29 protein-coding genes are annotated in these 21729 nt (G+C 60.2%); all 29 read right to left on the reverse strand.

What is annotated here, in order from left to right; all coding sequences use genetic code 11:
• Positions 1-1187: reverse transcriptase/maturase family protein (locus U0L91_RS07450; RefSeq protein ID WP_330045712.1), on the reverse strand; the 1187-nt coding region annotated here is incomplete at its 3' end.
• Between the two features lie 358 nt (positions 1188-1545).
• Positions 1546-1905 (reverse strand): four helix bundle protein, encoded by a 360-nt coding sequence (locus U0L91_RS07455; RefSeq protein ID WP_005936347.1) that lies wholly within the window; start codon positions 1903-1905, stop codon positions 1546-1548.
• The gene (locus tag U0L91_RS07460) at positions 1871-2188 is read right to left on the reverse strand and encodes a fold protein (protein ID WP_330045720.1); all 318 of its coding nucleotides are present in this window, start codon (positions 2186-2188) and stop codon (positions 1871-1873) included. The genes U0L91_RS07455 and U0L91_RS07460 overlap by 35 nt, the downstream gene beginning before the upstream one ends.
• Positions 2181-2492: an inorganic polyphosphate kinase gene (locus U0L91_RS07465; RefSeq protein WP_235254857.1), complete on the reverse strand. Its 312-nt coding sequence runs from the start codon at positions 2490-2492 to the stop codon at positions 2181-2183. Before U0L91_RS07465 ends, U0L91_RS07460 begins: the two co-directional genes overlap by 8 nt.
• The gene (locus tag U0L91_RS07470) at positions 2479-2808 is read right to left on the reverse strand and encodes a hypothetical protein (RefSeq protein ID WP_097772083.1); all 330 of its coding nucleotides are present in this window, start codon (positions 2806-2808) and stop codon (positions 2479-2481) included. Before U0L91_RS07470 ends, U0L91_RS07465 begins: the two co-directional genes overlap by 14 nt.
• Positions 2805-3662 (reverse strand): serine/arginine repetitive matrix protein 2, encoded by an 858-nt coding sequence (locus U0L91_RS07475; RefSeq protein WP_330045727.1) that lies wholly within the window; start codon positions 3660-3662, stop codon positions 2805-2807. Before U0L91_RS07475 ends, U0L91_RS07470 begins: the two co-directional genes overlap by 4 nt.
• A 4-nt stretch (positions 3663-3666) precedes the next feature.
• Positions 3667-4797 carry a baseplate J/gp47 family protein gene (locus U0L91_RS07480; protein ID WP_256181557.1) on the reverse strand — a complete coding sequence of 377 codons (1131 nt, stop codon included), beginning with the start codon at positions 4795-4797 and terminating at the stop codon, positions 3667-3669.
• Positions 4794-5204, reverse strand: coding sequence for a hypothetical protein (locus U0L91_RS07485; protein WP_005936329.1), 411 nt, complete (start codon positions 5202-5204; stop codon positions 4794-4796). The genes U0L91_RS07480 and U0L91_RS07485 overlap by 4 nt, the downstream gene beginning before the upstream one ends.
• Positions 5201-5560, reverse strand: coding sequence for a carbamoyl-phosphate synthase subunit L (locus tag U0L91_RS07490; protein ID WP_227145900.1), 360 nt, complete (start codon positions 5558-5560; stop codon positions 5201-5203). Before U0L91_RS07490 ends, U0L91_RS07485 begins: the two co-directional genes overlap by 4 nt.
• Positions 5561-5581: 21 nt before the next feature.
• The gene (locus U0L91_RS07495; RefSeq protein ID WP_330045732.1) at positions 5582-6337 is read right to left on the reverse strand and encodes a serine/arginine repetitive matrix protein 2; all 756 of its coding nucleotides are present in this window, start codon (positions 6335-6337) and stop codon (positions 5582-5584) included.
• A 10-nt stretch (positions 6338-6347) separates the two neighbouring features.
• A complete protein-coding gene (locus U0L91_RS07500) occupies positions 6348-6923 on the reverse strand; it encodes a transcriptional regulator (protein WP_330045734.1) in 576 nt (191 codons plus the stop codon).
• A gap of 14 nt (positions 6924-6937) precedes the next feature.
• Positions 6938-9067, reverse strand: coding sequence for a phage tail tape measure protein (locus U0L91_RS07505; protein ID WP_336647991.1), 2130 nt, complete (start codon positions 9065-9067; stop codon positions 6938-6940).
• Between the two features lie 317 nt (positions 9068-9384).
• A complete protein-coding gene (locus U0L91_RS07510; RefSeq protein ID WP_005936312.1) occupies positions 9385-9564 on the reverse strand; it encodes a hypothetical protein in 180 nt (59 codons plus the stop codon).
• Between the two features lie 32 nt (positions 9565-9596).
• Positions 9597-9953 (reverse strand): DUF6848 family protein, encoded by a 357-nt coding sequence (locus U0L91_RS07515; protein ID WP_005936309.1) that lies wholly within the window; start codon positions 9951-9953, stop codon positions 9597-9599.
• A gap of 39 nt (positions 9954-9992) precedes the next feature.
• Positions 9993-10427, reverse strand: a complete 435-nt coding sequence (locus tag U0L91_RS07520) for a hypothetical protein (RefSeq protein WP_330045739.1) — start codon at positions 10425-10427, stop codon at positions 9993-9995.
• Positions 10428-10443: 16 nt separating this feature from the next.
• Positions 10444-11889 (reverse strand): DUF2586 domain-containing protein, encoded by a 1446-nt coding sequence (locus U0L91_RS07525; protein ID WP_330045742.1) that lies wholly within the window; start codon positions 11887-11889, stop codon positions 10444-10446.
• Positions 11889-12116, reverse strand: coding sequence for a hypothetical protein (locus tag U0L91_RS07530; RefSeq protein ID WP_005936300.1), 228 nt, complete (start codon positions 12114-12116; stop codon positions 11889-11891). The genes U0L91_RS07525 and U0L91_RS07530 overlap by 1 nt, the downstream gene beginning before the upstream one ends.
• Before the next feature lie 13 nt (positions 12117-12129).
• The gene (locus U0L91_RS07535) at positions 12130-12627 is read right to left on the reverse strand and encodes a hypothetical protein (RefSeq protein ID WP_055188814.1); all 498 of its coding nucleotides are present in this window, start codon (positions 12625-12627) and stop codon (positions 12130-12132) included.
• 4 nt (positions 12628-12631) lie between these two features.
• A complete protein-coding gene (locus U0L91_RS07540; protein ID WP_005936295.1) occupies positions 12632-13129 on the reverse strand; it encodes a phage virion morphogenesis protein in 498 nt (165 codons plus the stop codon).
• Positions 13130-13132: 3 nt separating this feature from the next.
• Positions 13133-13588: a gp436 family protein gene (locus tag U0L91_RS07545; protein ID WP_055188818.1), complete on the reverse strand. Its 456-nt coding sequence runs from the start codon at positions 13586-13588 to the stop codon at positions 13133-13135.
• A 29-nt stretch (positions 13589-13617) separates the two neighbouring features.
• Complete coding sequence (locus tag U0L91_RS07550) at positions 13618-14502, reverse strand: Mu-like prophage major head subunit gpT family protein (protein WP_055188819.1); 885 nt, start codon at positions 14500-14502, stop codon at positions 13618-13620.
• A 23-nt stretch (positions 14503-14525) separates the two neighbouring features.
• The gene (locus U0L91_RS07555; RefSeq protein WP_227145887.1) at positions 14526-14975 is read right to left on the reverse strand and encodes a hypothetical protein; all 450 of its coding nucleotides are present in this window, start codon (positions 14973-14975) and stop codon (positions 14526-14528) included.
• Positions 14976-14979: 4 nt separating this feature from the next.
• Positions 14980-16005 (reverse strand): phage protease, encoded by a 1026-nt coding sequence (locus U0L91_RS07560; RefSeq protein WP_336647997.1) that lies wholly within the window; start codon positions 16003-16005, stop codon positions 14980-14982.
• Between the two features lie 135 nt (positions 16006-16140).
• Positions 16141-16881: a phage head morphogenesis protein gene (locus tag U0L91_RS07565; protein WP_005936283.1), complete on the reverse strand. Its 741-nt coding sequence runs from the start codon at positions 16879-16881 to the stop codon at positions 16141-16143.
• Positions 16874-18436, reverse strand: a complete 1563-nt coding sequence (locus U0L91_RS07570; protein WP_330045754.1) for a DUF935 domain-containing protein — start codon at positions 18434-18436, stop codon at positions 16874-16876. The genes U0L91_RS07565 and U0L91_RS07570 overlap by 8 nt, the downstream gene beginning before the upstream one ends.
• Positions 18433-19098, reverse strand: a complete 666-nt coding sequence (locus tag U0L91_RS07575; RefSeq protein ID WP_097772095.1) for a DNA-methyltransferase — start codon at positions 19096-19098, stop codon at positions 18433-18435. Before U0L91_RS07575 ends, U0L91_RS07570 begins: the two co-directional genes overlap by 4 nt.
• Before the next feature lie 13 nt (positions 19099-19111).
• Positions 19112-20887: a phage terminase large subunit gene (gene terL, locus U0L91_RS07580; RefSeq protein WP_005936275.1), complete on the reverse strand. Its 1776-nt coding sequence runs from the start codon at positions 20885-20887 to the stop codon at positions 19112-19114.
• Positions 20874-21446: a DUF3486 family protein gene (locus tag U0L91_RS07585; RefSeq protein ID WP_055188831.1), complete on the reverse strand. Its 573-nt coding sequence runs from the start codon at positions 21444-21446 to the stop codon at positions 20874-20876. Before U0L91_RS07585 ends, terL begins: the two co-directional genes overlap by 14 nt.
• The coding region (locus U0L91_RS07590) for a hypothetical protein (RefSeq protein WP_330045758.1) at positions 21439-21729 on the reverse strand (291 nt) is incomplete at its 5' end. The genes U0L91_RS07590 and U0L91_RS07585, both read right to left, overlap by 8 nt.

The following is a 21729-nucleotide window of genomic DNA, read 5'->3' on the forward strand; positions in this document are numbered from 1 at the left end:
CGGTTCCGAGAAATTGCGCCATAAGGTAGCTCTCCTTCCGTTTTTATGAAGCGGTAGGGAGCGAATATCTTCTTCGCCAGATTGTAGGCGCAAGCCCACCGGGCGAAGCCGAGCCACGAGTTGACCGATTGGATGATCGCCGCCTCCGTGATCGTGCCCTCCTGCAGCTTCTCCATCATCCGCTTGATGCGCCGCTTCTCCCGCCGTTTCGACTCGGTACGGAGAAGCAGATGCGTCGCTTTGATTTTGAAGCCGTAGGCGTTCACACCCTGCCGCACATAGAAAATCTTGGTCTTCTGGTTGGTCTCAAGGTGCAGTCTCTCTTGGAGGAACACCTTGATCTTTGCTAACCACTCCCGGGCGATTTCCTTGTTTGGCGCTATGACGACGACATCGTCCATGTAGCGCGTGTAGAGCGTCGCACCGAGGAAGCGGATGCAGAATTGATCGAGCTCGTTGAGGTAGATGTTGGCAAAGTCCTGAGAACTCACATTTCCCAGCGGAATCCCTCTCTCACCCTCCGGCGAGCTGTCGATCACTTTGCAAAGAAGCCTGTAAAAACGGAGGAAGTCCTCGTATTTCTCGGGGTACTTCTTCTTGAGCTTCTTGAACCGCTTCGCGATGATCTGCTTGAGCACGCTGCGGTCGATGCTGTAGAAAAACTTGCGGACGTCGATCTTGATGACCGTCGCCTCGTCGCCCCACTTCATGCGGGCGACCCTCATGTCATGCTGTACGTTGAAGGCAGCTCGGATGGGGCCTTTTCCGTACATACACGCAAATGAACGGTTGACAAATACCGGGCGGAAGAGCGTCTGCAGCTCCTGATGGATGACGAGCTGCACGACCTTGTCCCGCAGCGGCGGGATGTGAAGACTGCGCTCCTTCGGCTCCACGATGATCCTGTGCCGATACTTTCCCGGCGTGTACTCACTAACGCCCGCCTGTCTCGTTTTCTCAATTTTCTTGAGATCGCGCCACAGGCGCACGTTGTTCACCTCGGAATAGAGGTCGTAGAGCACGGCCTCCCGCGTGAACTTGCGGCTGCCTCGCAAGGCGGTCTTGTAGCCCGCCTCGATCGCCGACCAGCCCACGGCGTCCTCATAGCTGGAGGGTGGAGGGATCGGCGGCACGAGGGCCTTCTTGGTGTTCTTTGTGTTGTAGAGCATAATGGGGAATTTCGTCATTCGTGGCATCCTTTCCTTTTAGAACGGCTTGGCACCCATGACGCGGGTTGCTACCCACATTGTAGACCTCCCTCCGCCTCCCAATACGAGAGGGCGGGCGAAGCTCAGTCACTGTTTTTACGCCGTTTCTCAACATGGCGAAGGATTACCTCTCCCTTGAAGTATAACAAGGACACGCACCTGAAGCCGTGGTCGCAGATGACGTAATAACCTACAAGGCGGGGCGGAAACCGACATTCGGATTGGAGTTCGTAGCATTGTTGTTGTTCCAGTTGCGGGCCGAATTGTACCCGCGAATCGCACGGTTCGACGCCAGACAGAGATAACCCTGAGTAGGTGCTGTACTTTTTCTGATGGTCTATTTTCGGTTGTTGATGAAGAACTTTTGCAGTCCTCCAATGATGCGCCCGATCTCCTCGAGCTTTCCTTGCAGTTCCAAGAGTTTCTTCTGCGTGATGTACTTCTGGTTCTTGGCGACACCTAAAAGCACGAGCAGCAGTGTCTTCTCTGCGTCCGCCTCATCCAGCCACATGAGCCGTCTGTTGACGTTCGTGAGGTTGTTGGCCATAACAGCCGCTCGGATGAGCTTGTAGCAGGATTGCTTGATCTCTTGGCACAAGGAGAACTTCTCGGAGGCGGGGAAGTTTTTCAGCAAGGGGTATATATCCCTTTCGAGAAATATCTCAGTTTTCTTTTGTAGGACTGACGGCTCTGCCATGATACACACACCTCTTTTCCCGAACGCGGGCAAGCTCGGCGTGATCACCATAATATTCGAAGCCGTAGTCCGTGAGTTTGATCCTGACAGGCTTGCCGCTGATGATGCTGTGCCCTGTGATGAGGACGGCGGCGTCCCCTGTGAGGGACAGCCCCGCCTCCGTCTGCAGGTTCAGCACGCCATCCGGCAACCCGCCGCACTTCTCGCATACCGGGGCCAGCTCCACGAGCAAGCTCCCGATGATGCAGCTTGCTTCCTTGCGGCTGCAAGCGACCTTATACATAGATTTTTCGCGCCACAGGGTCATAAATCCCTGACGTGATCGCGACCGAGGTCACGGTGTTGAAGTTGATGAGAAAGACATTGTTGACCATGTTGTTCAGCGTCGCATCCTTCAACACCTTAATCTCTTTCTGCGCGTCGGCAATCTGAGCCTCATGGAGAATGACCGCTTCACGGTTTGTGAAAATGCCTTCGTCCATGTGGTTCATATTCACCTGACTCACAGGCGTTCCTTCCTGAATGACCTCTCCCGTCTCAATGTCTTGGACGTGATCGAGCCACCCGATTTTTTCATAGGTTTTCATTGCTGCTTTCGACCTCCACTTCTAAGATATTATATTTGAAGGCTATATAAAGCCCCTTGCCCGGTGTTTTTGTGAAGACCCGTTCGCCCGCTGACGCGATGATGTCGCCGTCTTTGTCCACGAGCTGCACCTCGGCGACGTCACCGATCACGGTATCGTCGAAGTAAATGTAGACCCTTGCGCTTGCGCCCTGCACGAAGCGGCGGAAAGGCTCCGCTGTCTGTGGCACGCCGTTGAGCGTGTAGTCCGCATGATCGACCGAGTCAACGAACCGCTGCCCGATCTTCTGGATACCGATAGAAGTCAATGTTTTCATTCTGCTGCGCCTCCTTTCGCGTTGGTAGAGCAGCGCGTAGAGGTGGAGCATCTCAGGTAGACCTTTGCACCCTGCGCCGCCTTCGAGCCCACCTCAATGTCCGAGGCGAAGCCCTGATAAATGGTGTACGCGCCGAAGTGATAGAACTCCTCGGAGGCTGCAAATGTGCCGGCTCTCGGGAAGGGATTGCCGCCGCCCGATGCGCCGCCTTGCGCCATGACCGTCGAGGCCACGAGATGTCCTTCACTGACGATATGCGGCCACACGCCGCACACGATCTCTCCGCACCTTGGATAGCGTGAGAAGCCTGTCTGAAGCCGGGATTGAATAATGAGCCCGCCGATGGTCTCCATACCGTAGGCGGGCTTACTGCTGCCCTCCTTGACCTTGCGGACTTGCCCGTCGATGACCGAGAGATTTGTGACGCCGCTGGGCTTGGAACTGTTCAGGAAGATGATGAACTCAGCCCAGCGCTCCGCATCCTGATCGGCGAACAGTTCAATCCGGCTGCGGTCGTAGCCGAGCGCGGTCAGCGCGTAGAGAACGCCGCGCCGCGTGCCGCTCCACTGTGAGATGATCCCCTTCATGGACAGGCGCGTCCGATAGGCTTCGGCGTCCTCGCCCTCCAGTCGCGGCATATCCCGGTCTTGCCCATGCACGGGGAGCATGACCTCTGAGCAGCTTGCTACGTTCGCCTCGCTGCGCACGCGGAAGATCGCCGCCTTCAGGTCGTCGAACTCGCGCCCCATGACCTTGAAGAAGATGCGGAGCTGGTTGACCGTCTTCCGGCCCTTCTTCAAGGGAGCGAAGAGCAGATCAAACATATATTCCCCGAAGGTTTCAAACCGCTTCATCCGCTCACTCCCTTTCGACCGTCACAGAGACGTCGCCGAGGGTGATGACCTTGTCCTTACCCAGCTTCACATCCGCCTCCGGCTCGGAGACCGCCGCGTTGGTGGCCCCACTGTAGCCGCTGCGGATCGCGTGGTTGATGTCGGACAGGGTCAGCTCGTTGAGCTTGCGGCTGCGGCGCACGGCCAGCAGTTCGGTGAGGATCGCCTTGACCCGGTTCTCCACCGCCTCGTCCGTGTCCGCCGTGTCGGTCGTGACCGTGACGGAGATATTCTGCGATACGGTCACAGAGGACTTCACGAGAATATTATCATACGGGCCAGCGATCTTGTCAACGGCTTCTCTTACTGCCGCAAGCAGTCCCTCCGTCGCCTCGCCCGCCGTGCCTGTCACGATGACGTCCACCGTGCCCTGCCCGCGCGGGTGGTTGCAGTCGGCCTGTGCGAACAGTACGCCGGGGACGGACTCCGCCGCGTCAATGAAGGTGTCCTCCGTCGCCCGCTGCGCCAGCTCCGACCACGATCGGAGTGTCCGCGCCCTCGCGCTCTCGTCGTCCTCGGTGTCGCTGCCTTCCCGCACGATCCAGTCCTCGGCGTTGCTGAATGTGACGTCGCCGAGGTAGGTCAGCGTGCGCACGATCTGCCCTGCGGGGACGTTGTAGCGGCTGCCCTCTGTCTCGGCCTCCACCAGCACGTCCACGGAGGACGCGCCCTTTTGCAGCGTCGCCGCCTCCAGTACGAAGAAGCGCAGCTCCTCGCCGTTGATGTCGAGGATGCTCTTGAAGACGTGGCCCTTGGGGATTTTGACCGCCTCGCCCGTCATGTCGGTGCGTCTGACGGTGATGAAGCCCTGCGTCTTCTGCGCCTTCTTGCGCTTTTTGGAGTAGTCCGCCATCTTCAGGTCGAGCCACGCGCCGCCCGCGTGGGAGACGAACATATTGTTCAGCACGACGCGGAGCAATTCAATGACCTCGACCTTGATGCGCAGCACGATCATGAGCATCGTGTAGAACACGCCGCCCGAATGGAAGTTGCTGATGACGAAGCCCTCGTCTTTCAGCTCCTCGACCTTCTGCTCCTTCAGCTCGTCCAGTGTGGGCAGAGGGAGTACGGCGTCCAGTATTTCCTTGTCGATCATTCTGATACCACCTCCACGCTCACCGCGCCGATGATGACGTCCAACTCGCGCCGCTCGTCCTCCTCCGCGAAGCGGAAGGAGCAGTGCAGCACGACCGCGTCATCCTCGAACGCAATACTGATCTCAATGCTTTCCGGGAGGATGACCTCCCGCTTCTGCAGCTTGAGCCGCACCCGCTGGGTGATCTCCAGACGGGTCAGCTCCGTGTCCTCGGACTGGATGAAGTCATACAGGCCCCAGCCGAACTCGGCGTCATAGAAGACGTCTCCCGGCTGCGTGAGCGCCTCAAGGACGATGTTCTGATACAGACACTCCAGCCCCGAGCAGAGCGGCGCGTCGCCGTCTGTGGCCTGTGTGAGCTGCCACTCGCTGTTGAGCCGGATGTCCGTATCGTTCAAGCCCGTCATAGCTCCACCTCCCCGATGATCGCCGGGGTGAGGTCGCCGTAGGGAAGCGCGACGGCCACGACCGCCCCGGCCTTGAACTGTTTCTTAGACTTAATTCCCGGAAGCGCGGGATAGTTGGCGTCGGGGTTGCCGAAGCGGTCGATGACGGTGAGTTTGTACTCGTACCAGTAGGAGGTGATGTGCGCCTTGAACACCTCGCCCGTCACTTCGTTGTGGACGATCAGTTCCTCAATGTCAAAGGCGTCGCTCTTTGCCGCCGAGTCGATGGTGGCGAATACGGCGGCGGGGAGCTTCAAATGCGGGAAGTCCTGCGCCAGCGTCTTCTTCATAACGGACGCGACCATTTCTTCGAGCACGTCGGTTCCCTCCTTTCGGGGTCAGAAATAGATGTAGGTGCGGATGAAGCCGGAGTCGTTGGTCTTGCTGACCACCTTGGAGACCTCGACCTCACCGCTCACCTGCGGATGGATGAGGTTTATTTTGTGGGAGTGCTTGATGAATGGCGCGGAGACCGTCTCCAGCTCCCATACGCCGCCCGCGCGGCGCAGGTTTAGGATGTTCACGCCGCGCTCGAAGGTGTAGACCTTCTTCTGTTCCGGCTTCTCGTCCCAATAGAAGACGCCGCCCGAGAAGAAGAACGGAACACGAAGCCCCCACGCCGCATTGACGGCGTTGATCGCTTGGACGGCGGTCTGCTTCCGAATGGGGAGCATTTTGCGCGTCGGGTAGGTCTTGCTGGAGAGCTTCATCTTGGACAGGCCCGCCTGTGCAAGGAAGTACGAGATCAGCTCCTGCGGCGTGGTGTCGAGGAAGGTGTCGTTGATGATCGTCTCCTCCATGAGCAGCATCTCATCCTTCAGCGCGACCTCGTTGGCATACGTCCCGCCGTCGTAGTTGCCGGAGACGAAGCCCGTGAACACGTCCTCCAGCGTGCCGTCATAGCCGAGCTGGATGGTGGCGGGGTCTTTCTTCTTGAGCGAGAGCTTCGGGCGGAACTGGCTCGTGAAGCGGATCTTCGCCCAATCATAATACGAGGACTTCGAGGAATAGATCTCAAGCTCCACGCCTTCCTCGAAGGTGTAGGAACCGGCCTGTGCCGAGATCTGCGGGTAATACAGTTCTTTCGTTTCCACTGTGGCCTCCTTAGTACGGCATGGCGGTCACTTTGTTCATCGCCGCCGTGGCGTCCGCGTCATCCCGTGCGGGGGACTTGCCCCGTTCGTTGCTCAGGTAGCTCTTGTAGCCTGCCTTCAGATTGCTCGCCGCGCCGCCGCCGGACTTGCCGGAGCCGGAACTGGAGCCGGACTTTGCCGTGATGGTCTGCGGGATGTACTCCCACAGCTCCAGCGTAGCCGTAAGCTGCCCGCGCTTGTTTTCGCCCTTGTGGGACAGCTTCTTGAAGATGACCTTCTCCACGCCGTGGGCGGCGGTGTCCTCGCTGATGATGGGGATGGGCTGCGGCACGCTCTGCCCGGGCGATCGGAAGATCGCCCGGAGCGTTGCGTATCGCTGGTACTTGGTCTGCGAGGGCGTGTCGTCGATGATCAGCTCGATGTTGACCTTGGCGTCCTCGTAGCCCGTTGCCTGTTTCGGCTTAGTGGCGCTGCCCTCGACCTCCTGCTCGTCCACCTTCGCGGTCTCAATGACCTCGATGCTTTTGACGAGACCGGGGAGGACGGCGCCGTTGAGCTTAATCAGCTCGTCTTCTACATAGATCATAGCGTCCTCCTTCCTTATGCCGGGGCCGGGGCGGCGGCCTCGTCGTCGCCGGGTTCGCCGTCCTCGTTGGCCGCTGCGTAGTCCTCGACCTCCTGCAAAAGAGCGAGGAGCTGCTGCAGGTCTTTGATCTTCTTGAGGTCGACCGGGACGAGCAGCTTGTGGATGATGACCTGCTTGCCCTTACCGGAGCCGCCCTCATCGCTGCTCTCGTCCTTGTCCTTTTTCCCGCCGCCGAGGTCGATCTTCTTCTCCGGCTTGCGGTCAAGAGCGCCCTGCACCTGCTGGAGGCTCTTGTTCATCGCCTCTGCCGGGGCGTCGCCCGCCAGCGTTAGGCCGTGGGCGTAGGTAGTCATGGTGCGTTGGCCGGACAGAGTCAGCGTAGACAGCGGCCCCTCCTTCGCGTCAGAGAACGGGAGGAGGTTGCGGATCTTCTGCAAGCCGCCCTTTACGGCCTCGACCGCGCTGCTGAAGGCGGACTTGATGCCGTTTGCAAAGGTGGACACGATCCGTTTGCCGGACTCGAAGAACCACGTGACCGCGCCGGAGACGGCGTTCTTGATGTTGTTCAGGCCGTTGGAGAAGGCGGCGCGTGCGTCGGTGAACTTCTGTGAGATGCCTTGGACGATGTTGCTCATGGCCGTCGAGAACTTCCCACGGATCTCCGAGAGCTTGCCGCCCGTGAGGTTGTCGATGAAGGTGTAGCCCGCTGTGTACCAGCCCTTGACCGCCTCCATCGCCGCCGCTGCGACGCCGGAAACGCCGCCGCCGTGTTCCTCGTAGGCCGTCTTGATGTTGGACAGCTTCTCGGACACGGTCGCCTTTGCCGCGTCCATGACGGAGCCGATCACGTTCCCGATGCCTTCAAACACCGACTTCGTGACCGAGCCCACCGCCGTCAGCGTTCCCTTGAAGAAGTTGATGACGGAGTTGACCGCATTGCGGAACCACTCACACTTGTTGTAGAGTAGCACCAGCGCCGCAATGAGGGCCACAATGCCAATGACGACCCATGTGACGGGGTTGGCCAGCAGCGCCGCCGTGAAGCTCCACACCGAGGATATGAGTGGTGTGAGCGCCCCTCGCGCCAGTGCGAAGCCGCCCTTAAGTATCTTGAACGCGCTGACCGTTTTTGTCACGACGAGGCCGACGCCGGAGATCAGGGCGATCAGCGTGCCGCCTACGGCGAGGAAACCGCCCACCGCAAGAACGATGAGCATGATGACCTTGACGAGCTCTTGGTTCTTCTCGATCCACGAGCCGACCTTCGTCAGCACGCCCTCGCCCTTGCTCATCAGGTCGTTGACCGTGGGGAGCAGGGAGTTGCCGATGCTCTCAGTGACGTTGTGGATGCGCTGCTTGAGTCGCTCGAAGCGTTCCGGCTCCGTCTCCTGAATGGCGGAGGCCATCTGCTCCGTGACCGACACGCCCTTTCCGAGCGAGCCGTACATATTGACGATGTTGTCCTGCAGGTCGCCGACCTTGTTATACATCAGGTCGATGAGCGCTACGGCCTCGGTGTCGCCGAAGGCTTTCTGCAGCTCCATCTTTTCGGCGGCGTCCATTGTCTCGCCGAACTTGCCCCGCAGGATGTCGAGGATTTCCGGCATACTCAGGAGCTGGTTGTTGGCGTCTGTGAACTTGAGCCCCAGCGCCTCGCCGCCCTTGGTGGCGCTGCGGAGGAAGGCTTTGTATTTCGTGCCCGCTTCCGCACCGCCCATCGTTGCTTGCAGCATACCCAAGACGGAGAGCTGCTCTTCCAGCGGCACCTGCGCCGTGGTCGCCGATGCGCCGAGGTTCTGGATTGCCTGTGCCATGCCGGAGCCGGAGGTCTTGAACGCTCGGACGGCGTCGGAGATGCCAGCCGAGAACATTTCGCCGAACTCCATGTCGCTCAGGTCGCTGTAGTAGTCTTTATAAATGCCGTAGCCTGTGGCAAACAGCGAGGTCATCTCGCCCGCCGTGGACTTCGTCGCCTTTGCGGTCAGGGCCGCGAGGCTTGTGAACTCTGCGACACCCTCATCAGAGAGGGAGGCGATGCCGCTCTTGATGTCGTAGGCCGCGCTGATGAAGTCCGCCTTCGACGTGCCCGCCCACTGATCGGAGAAGCTGCGTGCGGCGTTTTCGACCGCTTCAAGGTCTTGCACGCCCAGCGAGGCCAGCTCACCCAGCGCACGCCGCGTTTCAAAGGTCGCCTCTACCGGGGCGAGCACAGCGTTTACGATCTGTGAGCCCGTCTCCTGCATCGCCGCACCCGCCTTTGCCATGCTGCCGAAGGTCTGGCTTGCGGCGTCCAGCTTGGAGACGTTTGCGCCGACCTTGGACGCCACGCCCGCCATCGGCCCGGAGAGGTTGTCGATCATGTTCATAATGAGCGACAGCTTAAATACGGACTCTAAACTCATTTTCTGCTTTCACCTCCAGTTTGAGATAGAGGCGGAAAACGATCGGCGACGGGAGGCCGTCACTCGGGGAACGCTCGCACGATCGCCCGGGTGACGATGCCCTCCTCAAGCTCCTGCATGAAGCGGGCCTTTGCGACCCATCCGAGGAACTCGTCGACGTCGTCAATCGTTTCAGGGTCAAAGGTCTCTAAGAGAGGCGGAGGCACAAAACGATAGATCTCAAGGAGCCCGCGCTCCACGAAGCTCTCCCGCACCTCCGCGACCCGTTCTCTTAGAGCTTCTTCAAATTTGCCGTACCCGTCAGGCCGAGGATCTCCGTCAGCTTATTGCCGATGGAGATCGCGATGCCGGGGTTCTCCTCCATGTCCTTCGTCAGACGCTCGGCGTCCTCGTCGATGACCGCGTCCAGCATGAACGCCTTGCTTGCCTTGGTGATGCCCTGCGCAGCGGTCTTGATGTAGCGGTCATAGCTGGGGACGGTGGGGCGCTTAAAGTAGTAGGAGAACTCTTTCTCGCTCTCATCATCCACGGGGACGGTGATGCCGACGCGGTAGAGCTTGCCGCCGTACTTGGCCTTGAGCTGTTCCTCGCTGCTGCGGGCGGGGGTCTGGTTGTTGGTGCTTTCCATAGTGTGACTTCCTCCTTGTTATTCTCAAAAATGTTGTCCTTAGACGGGTGCGACGCCGTCCTGATACACGCCGCCGACGATCTTCATGTCGACATCGACGGTGAGGCTCTTGTCGCCCTGCGCTGCCTTGTTGTTGCGCTTGGAGAACTTGACCTTCTTCAGCTCGTCGATCTTCGTGCGTGCGCCCTCGTTGGCGTAGGAGACGATGATGGAGGGCAACTCCATCTTGTAGAAGGGAACTCCCTTCTGCTTGCAGTAGGCCAGCAGATCGTCGTAGTCGTCGCGGAGCATGGAGAGCTTGCCGGACGCCTTATAGTTGCCTGTGCCGTAGCCGCGCGGCTTGGAGCCGGAGCCGTAGACTTCCTCTATCTCCAGCTCGTCGTCATAGCTGATCTCCTGCACCTGAATGTTCAGGCCGGGGATTTTCAGATCCACGTCGCCCCAATCATAGGCTTTTCCGTTTACCTTCAGCATTGCCTGTCCTCCTCCCTTAGTTGCTGCTCAGAGCCGAGCGCCCGATGTCGATAACGACCTCGCGGATGTAGCCTCTGGAGAGGTAGCGGATGATGACGCTCATGGTCTCATCTTCGAGGAAAGTATCGTAGCAGCTCTCGTCCACGGTGGTCTCATAGGAGCTGATCTCCTTGTCCTCCACCATGCGGTCAAGCGGCACGCTGATGAACTTCGCCCGCGCGTCCAGCTCGCCCTGAATGTCCTCAAGGTCGATGTCGTCGTTCTTGAACTGCAGCGCCTTCTTGCGTGTCTCGCGGATGATCTTGTTCTTCACACGCACATCCTCGGCATAGCGGAAGTCGCTGCCGTCCTTGCACATCATCTTCGTGTGATAGACAAAGATGTCGTCAAGGCCGTCGTACTCGCGGAAGGTCATGTAGCCCGCGACGTCCAGCAGTTCAATGACGGTGCTGTCGTAGCCGATGGGAACCAGCTCCAGCAGCTTCGTCTTGGGGAAGCCCAGCGCGTCCTCGTCCTTGGTCTTGCCGATGGACACGCTCACCTTCGTCATGGCGTAGCGCCCGGAGGCGAGGCCCGCGAGGTTGACAATCTGCGTGGTGCCGTCCAGCCGCACAAGGCGACCCCATGCGGCGCAGACCTGAATGTCGGAGTTCTTGATCCGCTTACGGTCTGCCTCCATCTTCAGCGCCCAATCGCTCAGGTCACCATCCGCCTCGTCGGCGGGATAGGCGGCCTCCATGAGGAAGAAGCAGGGCTTGTGGCAGACCGTCATCAGCTCCTTCTGTGCTTCACTGACCGCCTCCCACAGCTCCACCGTGCTCTCGCCGACTATGTGGACGAACTCGAACTCCTCGCTGAAGCTCTTGATCTTCTCAATCGCGCCCAGCACATCGCCGTTCGTCATGCTCGGTGCAGTGGTCTTGAGGGTGTAGGTGTCGCGCATGAGGAAGGAGCTGGGCTTCTGATCCGGCGAGCTCGCCTCGGTGAACTTGATCGTCAGGCCCGTGCCCTCGATCTCGTAGCTGCCAGTGACGGGGACGGTGATCTCATCCGAGAAGTTGTCGCCGTCGATGGAGTAGACGAAGGCTGCGGTGTTGAGCCCGCCCTGCGCGGTGAAGCGCACGGTGAGCGCGTAGGCGTTGTTGGGCGAGCCCTGCACGGTCACGCTGCCGCCGCCGTCGCCCGTCTTCGTGACCTCACCGATCGTGCCAGCGGTGCTCGCGGCGACGGGGATGCAGAACACGCGGGCCGCGCCGCCCTGCACCGCGTCCATGACCGCATCGGCCAGCGGGGACAGGCCCAGCTTGGACTTGATGGTGCTTGCGCCCATGCTGCCGAGGATGGTGATGGGCTTTTCGGTGACAGAGGGGGAGACGCCGATCTTGATGTGCAGACCGTCGCCCGTTGCCGTGGCGAAGCCGAGCAGTCCGTCCGTGACGTTGCTGCGTACATCTCTAAGCATTACTTCCTCGCCTCCTTGCTCTTACGCCCGTTCATCGGGCTGTTGTTGAACTTGGCGACGGCGGCGAGGAACTCGTCCTCCGTCATCGCCTTACCGGGCCGCCAGCCATTCGCGGCGCAAACGCCCGCGTAGGTGGCACGCCCAACCTTGTGCTGCTCACGGAGCTTGTCGATCGGCACAAGCTCCGGCGCGGCAGCGCCTTCCGGCTTCTGTGTTTTAGTCGCCATCTGTAGGCTCCTTTCATGTGATCTTCTCCACGGACGTCACTCTGACATCGGTCAGAGGTGCGAAGCCCGTGTCGCGGTAAACGCCGCCGTTGAAGGTGATCATCACCTGCACGGCGACCTGTGCTTTCAGGAGTGAGTCGTCCTTGTCGACCCAATCCGCTCCCTCAATCTCAATGGGGACGAAGTTGCCGTCGATGTAGATGCCACGGTCAAGACTCGCCACAAAGCGGTCGAATATCTCCTCGACTTCATTATCGGTGTAGCCGCCGATGATCACGCCGAACGTGGTCGCCCGTTCCATGATCTTCCGCCTTTTGTGCAGCGTTCCCTCTTCGTCTCTGTATCTCTTTTTGGAACCGTTTCGGGTGAAAGTCTCACGTTCGAACAAGACCGCGCCGATGTGGGACTCCTGGCTCTTCTCCAGAGCCTTCTCTGTGGTAAACGGCTTGGACTTGATGCCCGCCGCTTTCAGCTTGTCGATGAGATATTGCTTGCTTTCCGTGTAGAGCAAGAGATCAATCCTCCTTCTGGATGAACTCCTCGACCGTCGCCTTCATCTCCTGCATATCGTCCTCTGAGAGACCGAGGAAGGGACGGGCCGGGATGGTGATGCGGACTTGCTTCTTCGTGACCCACTTGCCGCCCACCTGAAAACGGAGGGCTTTCTTCTTCCGCGCCCGGATGGTGCGGCCCGGTTCTCCGAACTGATGCGTCGCCGCATACTTGACGTTCGTGCCGACCGCGAAGCCGGAGGCGTCCGACTTGTCGTGGATGGAGTTGCGGAGCTGTGCAGACTGGATGAGCGTCTTGCCGCCCTCCTGTGCGGCGCGGATGGAGGTCTTCCATCTGCGCCCGTCCGGGCCTTTGCTCTGCTTGAACCGTTCCAGCGTCGACTCGCGCGCGCCCTCGGCCAGTGCCGCATTGATGCCCTGCTTGTCGATCTCCGAGAAGCTCCTGATCCTGCGGAGCATCGCCCGCGTGTCGCCGTCGAGCCGGATGCTGTACATGGCCATGCGTTACATCCCCCTCATCTTCTCACGGGTAAACAGGCGGCTGTTGGACTTGACCTTGAAGCCGCCCGCCGCTGCGCTCGCCGGGTCTTCCGTCTCCGTGCCGATGGACACCGTGCCCTCCGCGACCAGCGTGAGGAACTTGATCGCCGCGTTGTAGCGGTTCAGGTAGGTCTTCTGATCCGTCCCCTCGTCGATGCCGATGCGGGAGAACAGATTGTAGACCGCGATGTCCTTGGAGAACTTGTTGATGACCCTCGGGGCCGGGGCCAGAGGGACGGCGTACCTCTTGGCGAGGTAGCCGTCGATCTCTGCGTCCGCGTCGGCGATCGCCGCATCGATGATCGGGGAGACCAGCTCTTCACGCTCGGCGGGATCTTCAATGAAGGTGTCGCCGATGATCGCGTTGAGCGCGTCATCCTTGACCATGTCCCGCACTTCAGCGCGTGTGCTGTAGCTCATGCCGCGCCCTCCTTTCTGCCCCGGGCGGTTTAGGTGGTGGTGCCGTCAGAGCCGTAGGCCATCTGCCAGAAGCCGAAGCCCGCGTTGCCGCGAGAGTCTGCGCCGTAGATGAACTTCTTGCTCATGAAGACGTTGTCGTCGGTCTCGTTGGTCTTGGAGACGAACTTCGCCTTCTTGCGCTGCTGGTAGATCAGCGGCTTGACGGGACGCTTGGTGCAGAGCAGGAACCAAGCGGAGTCGCTTGCGAGGCGAGGCTCCACATGGATCTCCGCCGTGCCCTGCATGGTGTTCTTCGTGCCGTTGATGAAGTCGGCGACGAGGATGTCGCGGGCGTCCGCTTCCAGTGCGGGCGGCACGACCAGCAGGTCGGGAACCAGCGCCAGAGGGCGGCCCTTGCTGTTCTTCAGGCTCATCATGGATGTACGCGCCGTCTTGTACGCGCCCATGCTCAGCTTCGCGGTGCCCTTGTTGCTTGCCTTGTCCTTGCCGACAGGGTGGTCGGTAGCGAAGAACGCCTTGCCGTCGTAGCACTTCTCGGTGAAGCCGTTGGCCAGCAGACCGTAGACCAGCTCGTCGGGATGCAGCGCGGCGGACTCGCCGAGCATCTGAATGGAAGGATTGTAGAGGCCGATCTTGTCGTCCTCGACCGCGTTGCGGTCTACGCCGACAGTCAGCTCGAAGTCCTTGTTCTTGATGGTGTAGGCGGAGCCGGAGAGGTTCTGGATCTCGCGCTCACCGATCCACTCCCTCATGCCGGGGATGTCGCCGAGCCATGCGTAGGTCTCGGATTCGCTGGTGCTGGGCACGACGGTCGCGACCTTTTCATAGGTGGGATGCTGCCCTTCAAACGCCTTGTTAAAGACCGTGTTGAAGGCGGTATAGATGCCTCTAAGGGCCTGCGGGGTGATGATCATAATGAATGTACCTCCTTACTCGATTAGCCGCCCACACTTGCGGCGGCAGCAGCGGGAATGTAGCCTCCGCACTCGACGGCGACGCCCTCGTCATCCACGCGGATGACGGTGCCAGCCACGGACGCGCCCGTGGCGAGCGCCGTGACGGTGTGGTCGTCTTCCATGTAGCAGGGCTTGAGAACATGGGCGGCGGTGATCTTATTCGCAGAGGTAGCGGTGTTGTCAAAGACGAATACGCCGCGAGCGACGCGGATGACCAACTCGCCGTCTGCGCCCGTATTTGTCACTGTCTCCTCGGCGCGGCCCACAGCGGTCAGGCTCTCGGCCTTCTTGCCGGGGATTGCGTAGCCGCTCGCGTCCAGAGCGACGAGTGCGCCCTGATAAATGGTGGTACCGCCCTTCACAGGCACCGCAATGACCTTTGCGCCGTTGGCGATCTCAGGGGTATCTCTCACATCAGTCAGTTTTGCCATGATCTTAGTCCTCCTTCATACCGTACTTCTTGACGTCGTCGGGCGAGATGCCGAGCTGCTTGCAGACCAGCAGCGTGTCGGCGTCCAGCGCGTCGCTCTTGAGGGCCTTGACGTCGTCCAGCTCAATCTTGTCCATCGGCACGATTTGCGGGGCCTTCTCCACAAAGGAGCCGAAGCCCTTCGGGTCGCTCAAGGCGTAGCTCTTAGCCCATTCTTTCTGCGCCGGGGTGATCTTACCCGCCTTCAGGGCAAGGATGACAGCGTCGTTGGCCTCGCGCTCCGCATTCTGCTGCTTGAGCGCCTTCAGCTCCTCGGCGAGGTTGACGCCGTCGACCGTGCCGTTCTTGAGCTCCATGATCTTTGCGGTCACGTCCTCGGCGGCAGCGCCCGCCTTCAGACCCAGCAGCTCGCAGACCGCCTTGTTCGCCACGACGTTCTCGGGCGGCTGCTTCTCCGCTTCCTTGAGGCTGCGGTTCTCGGCGAGGCAAACCTTGAGTGCCTCCACGACCTGCTCCTCCGTGGCGTCCTCGCTCAAACCGAGCAGTTCCGCCAGCTTCTTGATGTCCATAGAATGTTGTCCTCCTTCAAAATTGTCTGAATTGACGATGGGGTTCATCCCCTCGATCGCCGGAGTGTTGGTAAGTGCCAGCGAGTGGAGCCCGACCGCCTTGTTGTCCGCCTTGCGGACATTCACGACCGGGGAGAGATAGCGGTACTCCTTGTTCTCAAGGTACCGCGCCCCTCGGGGCGTCCACTCGACGACGGCCTTGATTTGCCCGTCCTCCAGCTTCAGCTCCTTCACCCATCCGGCTGCGGGTGCCTCGCACCCTTTGAGCGTCTGATGCTCGTAGTCAACGACGAGATCCACGCCGCGCTTGGCGATCTGCGCCTTCATCGCCTTGTAGCTCTCATCGTCTACATCAAACTCACCCTTCGAGCTGACAACGTGGCCGATGGGGAGGACGAAGATCGTCTCTGGCGCTCCCACGAGCTCCACATTGCCGCCTTTCAGGGTCAAAAAACTATCCATTTGCATCTGTCCTCCTTTGGTGTCGCCGCGAACCGCCCGGAAACGGCGTTAGAGCGCGTGCGCACGCCCCTTACTTGCCGCACCCGTCAAATTACCCTGCCGAGAGCAAAACGCGCACAGCGGGGCTCTGTGGCCTTATGGCGGAGTGTTCCCCTTTTCGCGCTCTTGGTACGCCTTTTTGAGTGGCTCGGGGTAGCCTGTGAGGTCTGGCTGATAGCGTACCTTGGCGGGGTTGGTATCGAACTGCGGGTCGGGCAGGATGTTGACGAAGCGCCCATCCTCCAGCCGCGCCGCCCTCGGTGCTTCGGTCTCCACCGTCAGCCCCCGCTGCTCCATCTGGCGCTTGGAGAGCGTCTTGACCGTGCAGCGGCACTTGAAGCCGTTGGGTGGGAACCATGTGTCCCAAATGGGATCGTCCGCCATGAACACGCGCCCATCCATCGCAAGGTGGCTCGGGCGGGTCTTTGAGTCGTTGACGGCGTCATACTGCCAGTAGGGCCGCAGCGCCTTGACGCCCGGTTCGGTCATCCGCTTGTAGTGGCCCACATTGTAGGCCGTCTGGATGTTGGTGCGGAAGATGTTCTCGGCTTGGTAGGGCGTGATGCCCTCGTAGCCCTCTGCTTCGAGGAAGTCGTTCATATTCTCGCGAAACTCCGCAAGGCTGTTACCCTCCTCCAGTGCGGCCAGCAGCTCGTCGTAGAACTTCTTGAGCACCTGCGCCTTCGTGTAGCCGCTGACCGTAAAGGCGAGGGCGCGGTACTCGGCGGCAATCTGATAGAACCGCGAGGCGGTTACAGGGACGCGCTCTTTGAAGTACGCGACCGCCTCTTCAAAGGTCATGTCCTTGCGGCTGAAAAGCGCGGTGAACTCATCCATCCTCAACCACCCGCCCCTCAAGATCGGCGTAGAGCATAACCTTCTGCAGCAGCTCCTCGACCTCAGAGACATCCATCGCGGCGTAGAGTTCGGCGACGGCTGTGTCATCCTCCATCAGCTCGCGGAGCTGTTCGAGACTGTCTGCGTTCTCAATCATTTTGAGAACCGGCTCGAACGCGCGCTTGAAGCTGCCCGCGCCCTTGTGGAGTGCGGCGGCGGCGAGCCTGTCAATGTGCTGCTGCGTGCCGATCGGCGCGTCAGCTCCCGCCTTGAGGGAGAGTAGCGCATCGCTTTTGAACGGCAGCACGCCGCCCATGCCGCCTCCGTAGGTGGGCTTTGCAATCTCATCACCTTCCTCCGGCTCGGGGATGGAGAACTTCTTATAGACGAAGCTCGTGGGTATCCGAAGCCCGACCTTTTCGATGAGCGTGCCGAGGATTGTCGCCGTCTGTGTCAAGTCCTCGGACTCTTCGCAGTCGAAGCGGATGTAGGGGATGCGCTTGTCCTCGCCGAAGTTGAAGATGCACAGCGGGCGGATGAGGTCGCGCCGGAGGGTGGACGCCAGCGCCTTGCAGTCGGCGACGGTGAGATCGTGCCGGACATCGTTGTGCGTCTTGCTCTGTGCGTAACTGCCGCCGCCCGAGTCGGAAGTCAGCGTCTGGCCGAGGATTGCCTTGGAGATCTGTTCATCGCAGTAACGAGCCAGCCGTTCATAGAGGTCGGAGCTGGAGGTCTTCTCCGTGGTAATGAAGTCGATGCTCGTGCCATCCGGGATGATGCCCGCCGCGTCGGAGCCAATCTGGATGAGGGCTCGCATGAGCGCCGCCTTGTCGCTGTCGCTCGCTCCCGGCGCGTACTTGCCCAGCCGGAGCGGCAGACCGTAGATCTCAGCGAAGCTGACCCAGTCCTTCAGGTCGTAGTTCTTGAAGAGGTACATCCACGCCACAACTCGGAGGATGCCAGCCCGAGAGGTGTGACCGCTGCGAGCCTTGTACCTGTGAACGATGAACTTGTTCGCCGGGAGCAGGATGCCCTCCGGCACGTCCTTCGTTCGCACCTTGAACGAATCGTCCAGCGTGTCCCAAAAGAAACGTTTCTGGTGTCGCGTCTTGATGTCCTGCACCACGACGTGCCCTTCGTCATAGCCCCACAGGATCTCGGATACGGCGAAGCCCTTGCCGATTGCGTCGAGCAGGTCATTCTCCACATCCTCGAAGCTCTCGATGCCGTTGAGCTGCTCTTCGATGAAGTCGGCGATCTCCTTGTCCAGCGGTTCGTCGCCGAAGGGAATCACCTCGAAGTCAAGGCCCGTGACGGCGTTCTTGCGCGTCTGGAGCTGACTGAATAGGTGAGGGTCTTTCTCCTCCATTTCCTCAAAGAGCTCCATCTGCCGAAGAACATCGCCTGCGTCGGCCTCTCGGAGGATCTCAGCCAGCTTGACAGGCGTCAGGCCATTGCTGGGATACTCGCTGTACTTGTCGGAGACCTGCGCCACGGCGACCTCCCGCATATCCGGGCGTCTAAGCCGGGTGATGAGCTGCTTGAGTCGGCTCATTCCCGCACCTCCTCGATGCGCCGCTGGGCCGTGACGAAGTAATCATCATCCAGCTCGATGCCAATGAAGCGACGCCCCGTCTTCTTCGCCGCGACCAGCGTGGAGCCGCTTCCGGCGAACGGGTCGAGGATGAGGTCGCCCGGTTTCGTGACCGAGGAGATGAGATTAGCCAGCAGACCAACAGGCTTCTCAGTGGGGTGCACCATCTTGGAGCTGTTGATCTTCGGGAAGGTGACGAGGTCTTTTGGGCGGCTGCCGGGGAAACTGTATTTGCCCTTAATCGCGAAGACGATGTTCTCATGCGACGGGGCAAACGCCGCCTTGGTGTCGCCCATGCCGTGGTAGACCTTATCCCAAATGACCTCGCTCTTGACGTTGAAGCCCGCGATCTTCATCGCGTCGATGAAGGTCTGCTCCACGTCCCAACGGGTAAAGCAGATCAGGCCGCCGTGCCCAGCCTCGCCGGACTTGAGCACGCGGAAGGCGTCGTAGAGGAACCAGATGAAGGGGCTCTTGTCGTTCTTGATGGACGCCCCCGTCTGAGAGACATAGTTGATGCCGTAGGGCGGGTCTGTGATGATTGCGTCGACACTCTCCGGCTCCATCTGACGGAGCACGGTGAGGCTGTCGCCGTGGATGATTGTGTTCTCTTGGATAATCATGCGCCTCACCTCCTTAGTAGGCTCCGCGCCGGAAGTCGAGGGCGCGGGCGATGACGCTTCTGTAGTCGACCCTGCGCCCGGTCTTGACGTCAAGCGCCAGCTTGACCGCCATCTGTAGGCCGTCCGGCGCGTCGTCGTTCTTGCCCATCGGGTACTCGGTCATCTGTTTTAGCAGTGTCTTGTGTTTCTTGCTGAATTTGATGTAGCCATTCTTCACGAACGGCTGCAGGGACTGGATGCGTGCATCCTTGTTCTGCGTGCTGTTGATCTCCTCGATAGGGAGATACTCGCCGACTGCCGCCGCACGCTGCCGCATGATCTCGGCGAAGTAATACTGGAACTGCACCGTCTCCACGCCAAACTTGTAGTAGGGCCGCTTGTACTCCCGCTGGAGGCGTCGGCTCGCGTCGAGGGCGTCCTCAATGATCTGATCCGGCTTGCGCTTGGCAATGTCCGCGATCACGACATAGAGGTAGCCCGTCTGCGTGTCCTTCGCCAGTGCGATGATGGAGCTGGTGTCCGACTTCTTGTTCTTGCCCAGCGACGGGTCGTTCGCGCCGACGAAGAGAAACTTCGGGTCGGAGAAGTCTGGCTGCGCCTTGCCCTCGTCGTCCCAAAAGTCAAACCACTCTTCTTGGAAGGTGCAGTTCTCCGGGTCGATGGGGTCATTCTGGATCTCGCTGTTGAAGGACGCCTCACCCTCGGAGATGCGGATGACCATGAGGTCGTAGTAGGAGAGCTTCTCCTCCCATAAGACCGCCGTGCCCTCCAGCATCGCCTCGCGGTTCGCTTGGAAGAACTCCAGCGCATCCTCCTGTCGGTTGTCGTTGGAGAGATCGGTGAAGATGGATTCCCATGCGTCCCACAGCTCGCCGTTGGTGGCGAAGCTGATGACGCCCTGATAGCGCACCGACTTATAGCTCGGGTTCTTCGCTACGTTGGCCAGCAGCGCATCGAAGTGGAGCAGCGTGCCGATGTAAACGATGTCAGTGTAGGTGTCGCCCGCCTTGGAGACCGCCTTATAGAACCAGTCGCGGAGCTTCTTGCGTTGCTCCGGCGTGTTGACGTTCTCGTCGTTCTCCAGATCGTCGCAGACGATAAGGTCGGGACGCCACTGCTTGTGACGTCGGCCACGGATCTTCTTGCCCGAGCCGATTGCCTCAATCTTGACGCCGTTGGCCAGCAGGATGACAGAGGACTTCCAGACCTTGCCTTCCAGCTCGCCGAAGTCTTCCTTCAGGGCAGCGTTCTCCTCCAGCTCCGTCTTGATGTCGACGAGGAAGCCCTCGGCCTGTTCCGAGCTGTCAGAGAGGATGATGATGTAGTGCTTGTAGCCGTAGACGGCGGCGTGCAGGTCGTCCTTGAAAGTGAAGGTCGTGCTCTTGGCGTGGCCACGAGGTGCTTCGATCGCACGGCGGCACCCATCCGCGCGGCTGATCCGCTTGGCGTCCACCTCCGGGTTCATCCCCTTCAGCACGCCCTCCCGCCATATCCTGTCCAGCTCGCCGTGGAACTTGGGCGACGGGCGGACGAAGTAGTGCGCGAGATAGGCCCGCCCAAAGTATTCAAGATCGAAGGCTCCGAGCTTCCGGCGCAGTCCCTTCGGCCCGGTCAGTTCCTTTCCGGCCCTGAAGTCCTCAAGGAGCTGCGCCCGCTGCTCGGGAAAGTTGCCGTCCTTTGTGACGTACTGCTCGAACAGCTCCCGCTGATACGCACGGTTTGCGACCGTTTCCCGGTCTTCCGGCTCTGTGAGCTTTTCGAGGTAGTCGTTCAGGTCAATCTTCGCCATCTGCCAGCACCTTCTCTCTTGCACGCTCCAGCACGTCGTGAAGCTCGCCAGCAAGCTCAGGGTGCTGCTTGATTGCCGCCATGAGCTCCGTCTCCATCTGCTCGAAGGCAAGCTCAGCTTTTTTCTTCATGTCCTGCCGGACGCGCTTTTCGTAGGTGGCGTTCCGGGCGAGGCTTGCGATGAGTCGCCCCGCCTTATCCAGCGGCATTTCCTGAAAGTCGTCCTCAGCGGTGCTGACTCGCTGCATGAGCCCGTCCATGAGCACCATCGACGCCGCCTTCGTGTAGTCGAGGTCGGGGTGGGCCTCCACCGCTTGAGCGATCGCCTGAGTGCGCTGGATGGTCTGCGCTACGCGCTGCGCCGCCTGTGTGGTGCGGATCGCATAGCGCCCGATCGCTGACTTACTGATCTCGTAGCCTTCAGCCTTGAGCCATGCCGCCAGTTCTTCATAGGTGTTGGAGGTGTCCGCAAGCCGGACGTCGAGTTGCCCCTTAATATCGTCCGGGAGCTTGTCGATCGTCGAGCTGACCCGCGTCCTCCGTCGCTCCGCCTTAGACATCGATGCCCGGGTCGTTGATCGTGCCCTCGACGAGATCGACGCCCTTGCGGGTGAGCTTGATGATGGAGTCCTTGCGGTAGGCGTTGTAGGCGTTCACCGATCGGTCGGTGAAGGTCACATAACCCGCCTCCTGCAGATACTCGATCGGCTTTGAAATGTCCGGCGAGTAGATCAGGCCGTCAGCGACGAGGGCGTTTGTGACCTGACGGACGAGCAAGGCGTTCTGACTGCCTTTTGCGAGGGCTCGGACGATGTAGCCCCGGATTGCTTTGTTCTTGCTGAC

Source organism: Gemmiger sp., assembly GCF_036306485.1.
Classification (GTDB): domain Bacteria; phylum Bacillota; class Clostridia; order Oscillospirales; family Ruminococcaceae; genus Gemmiger.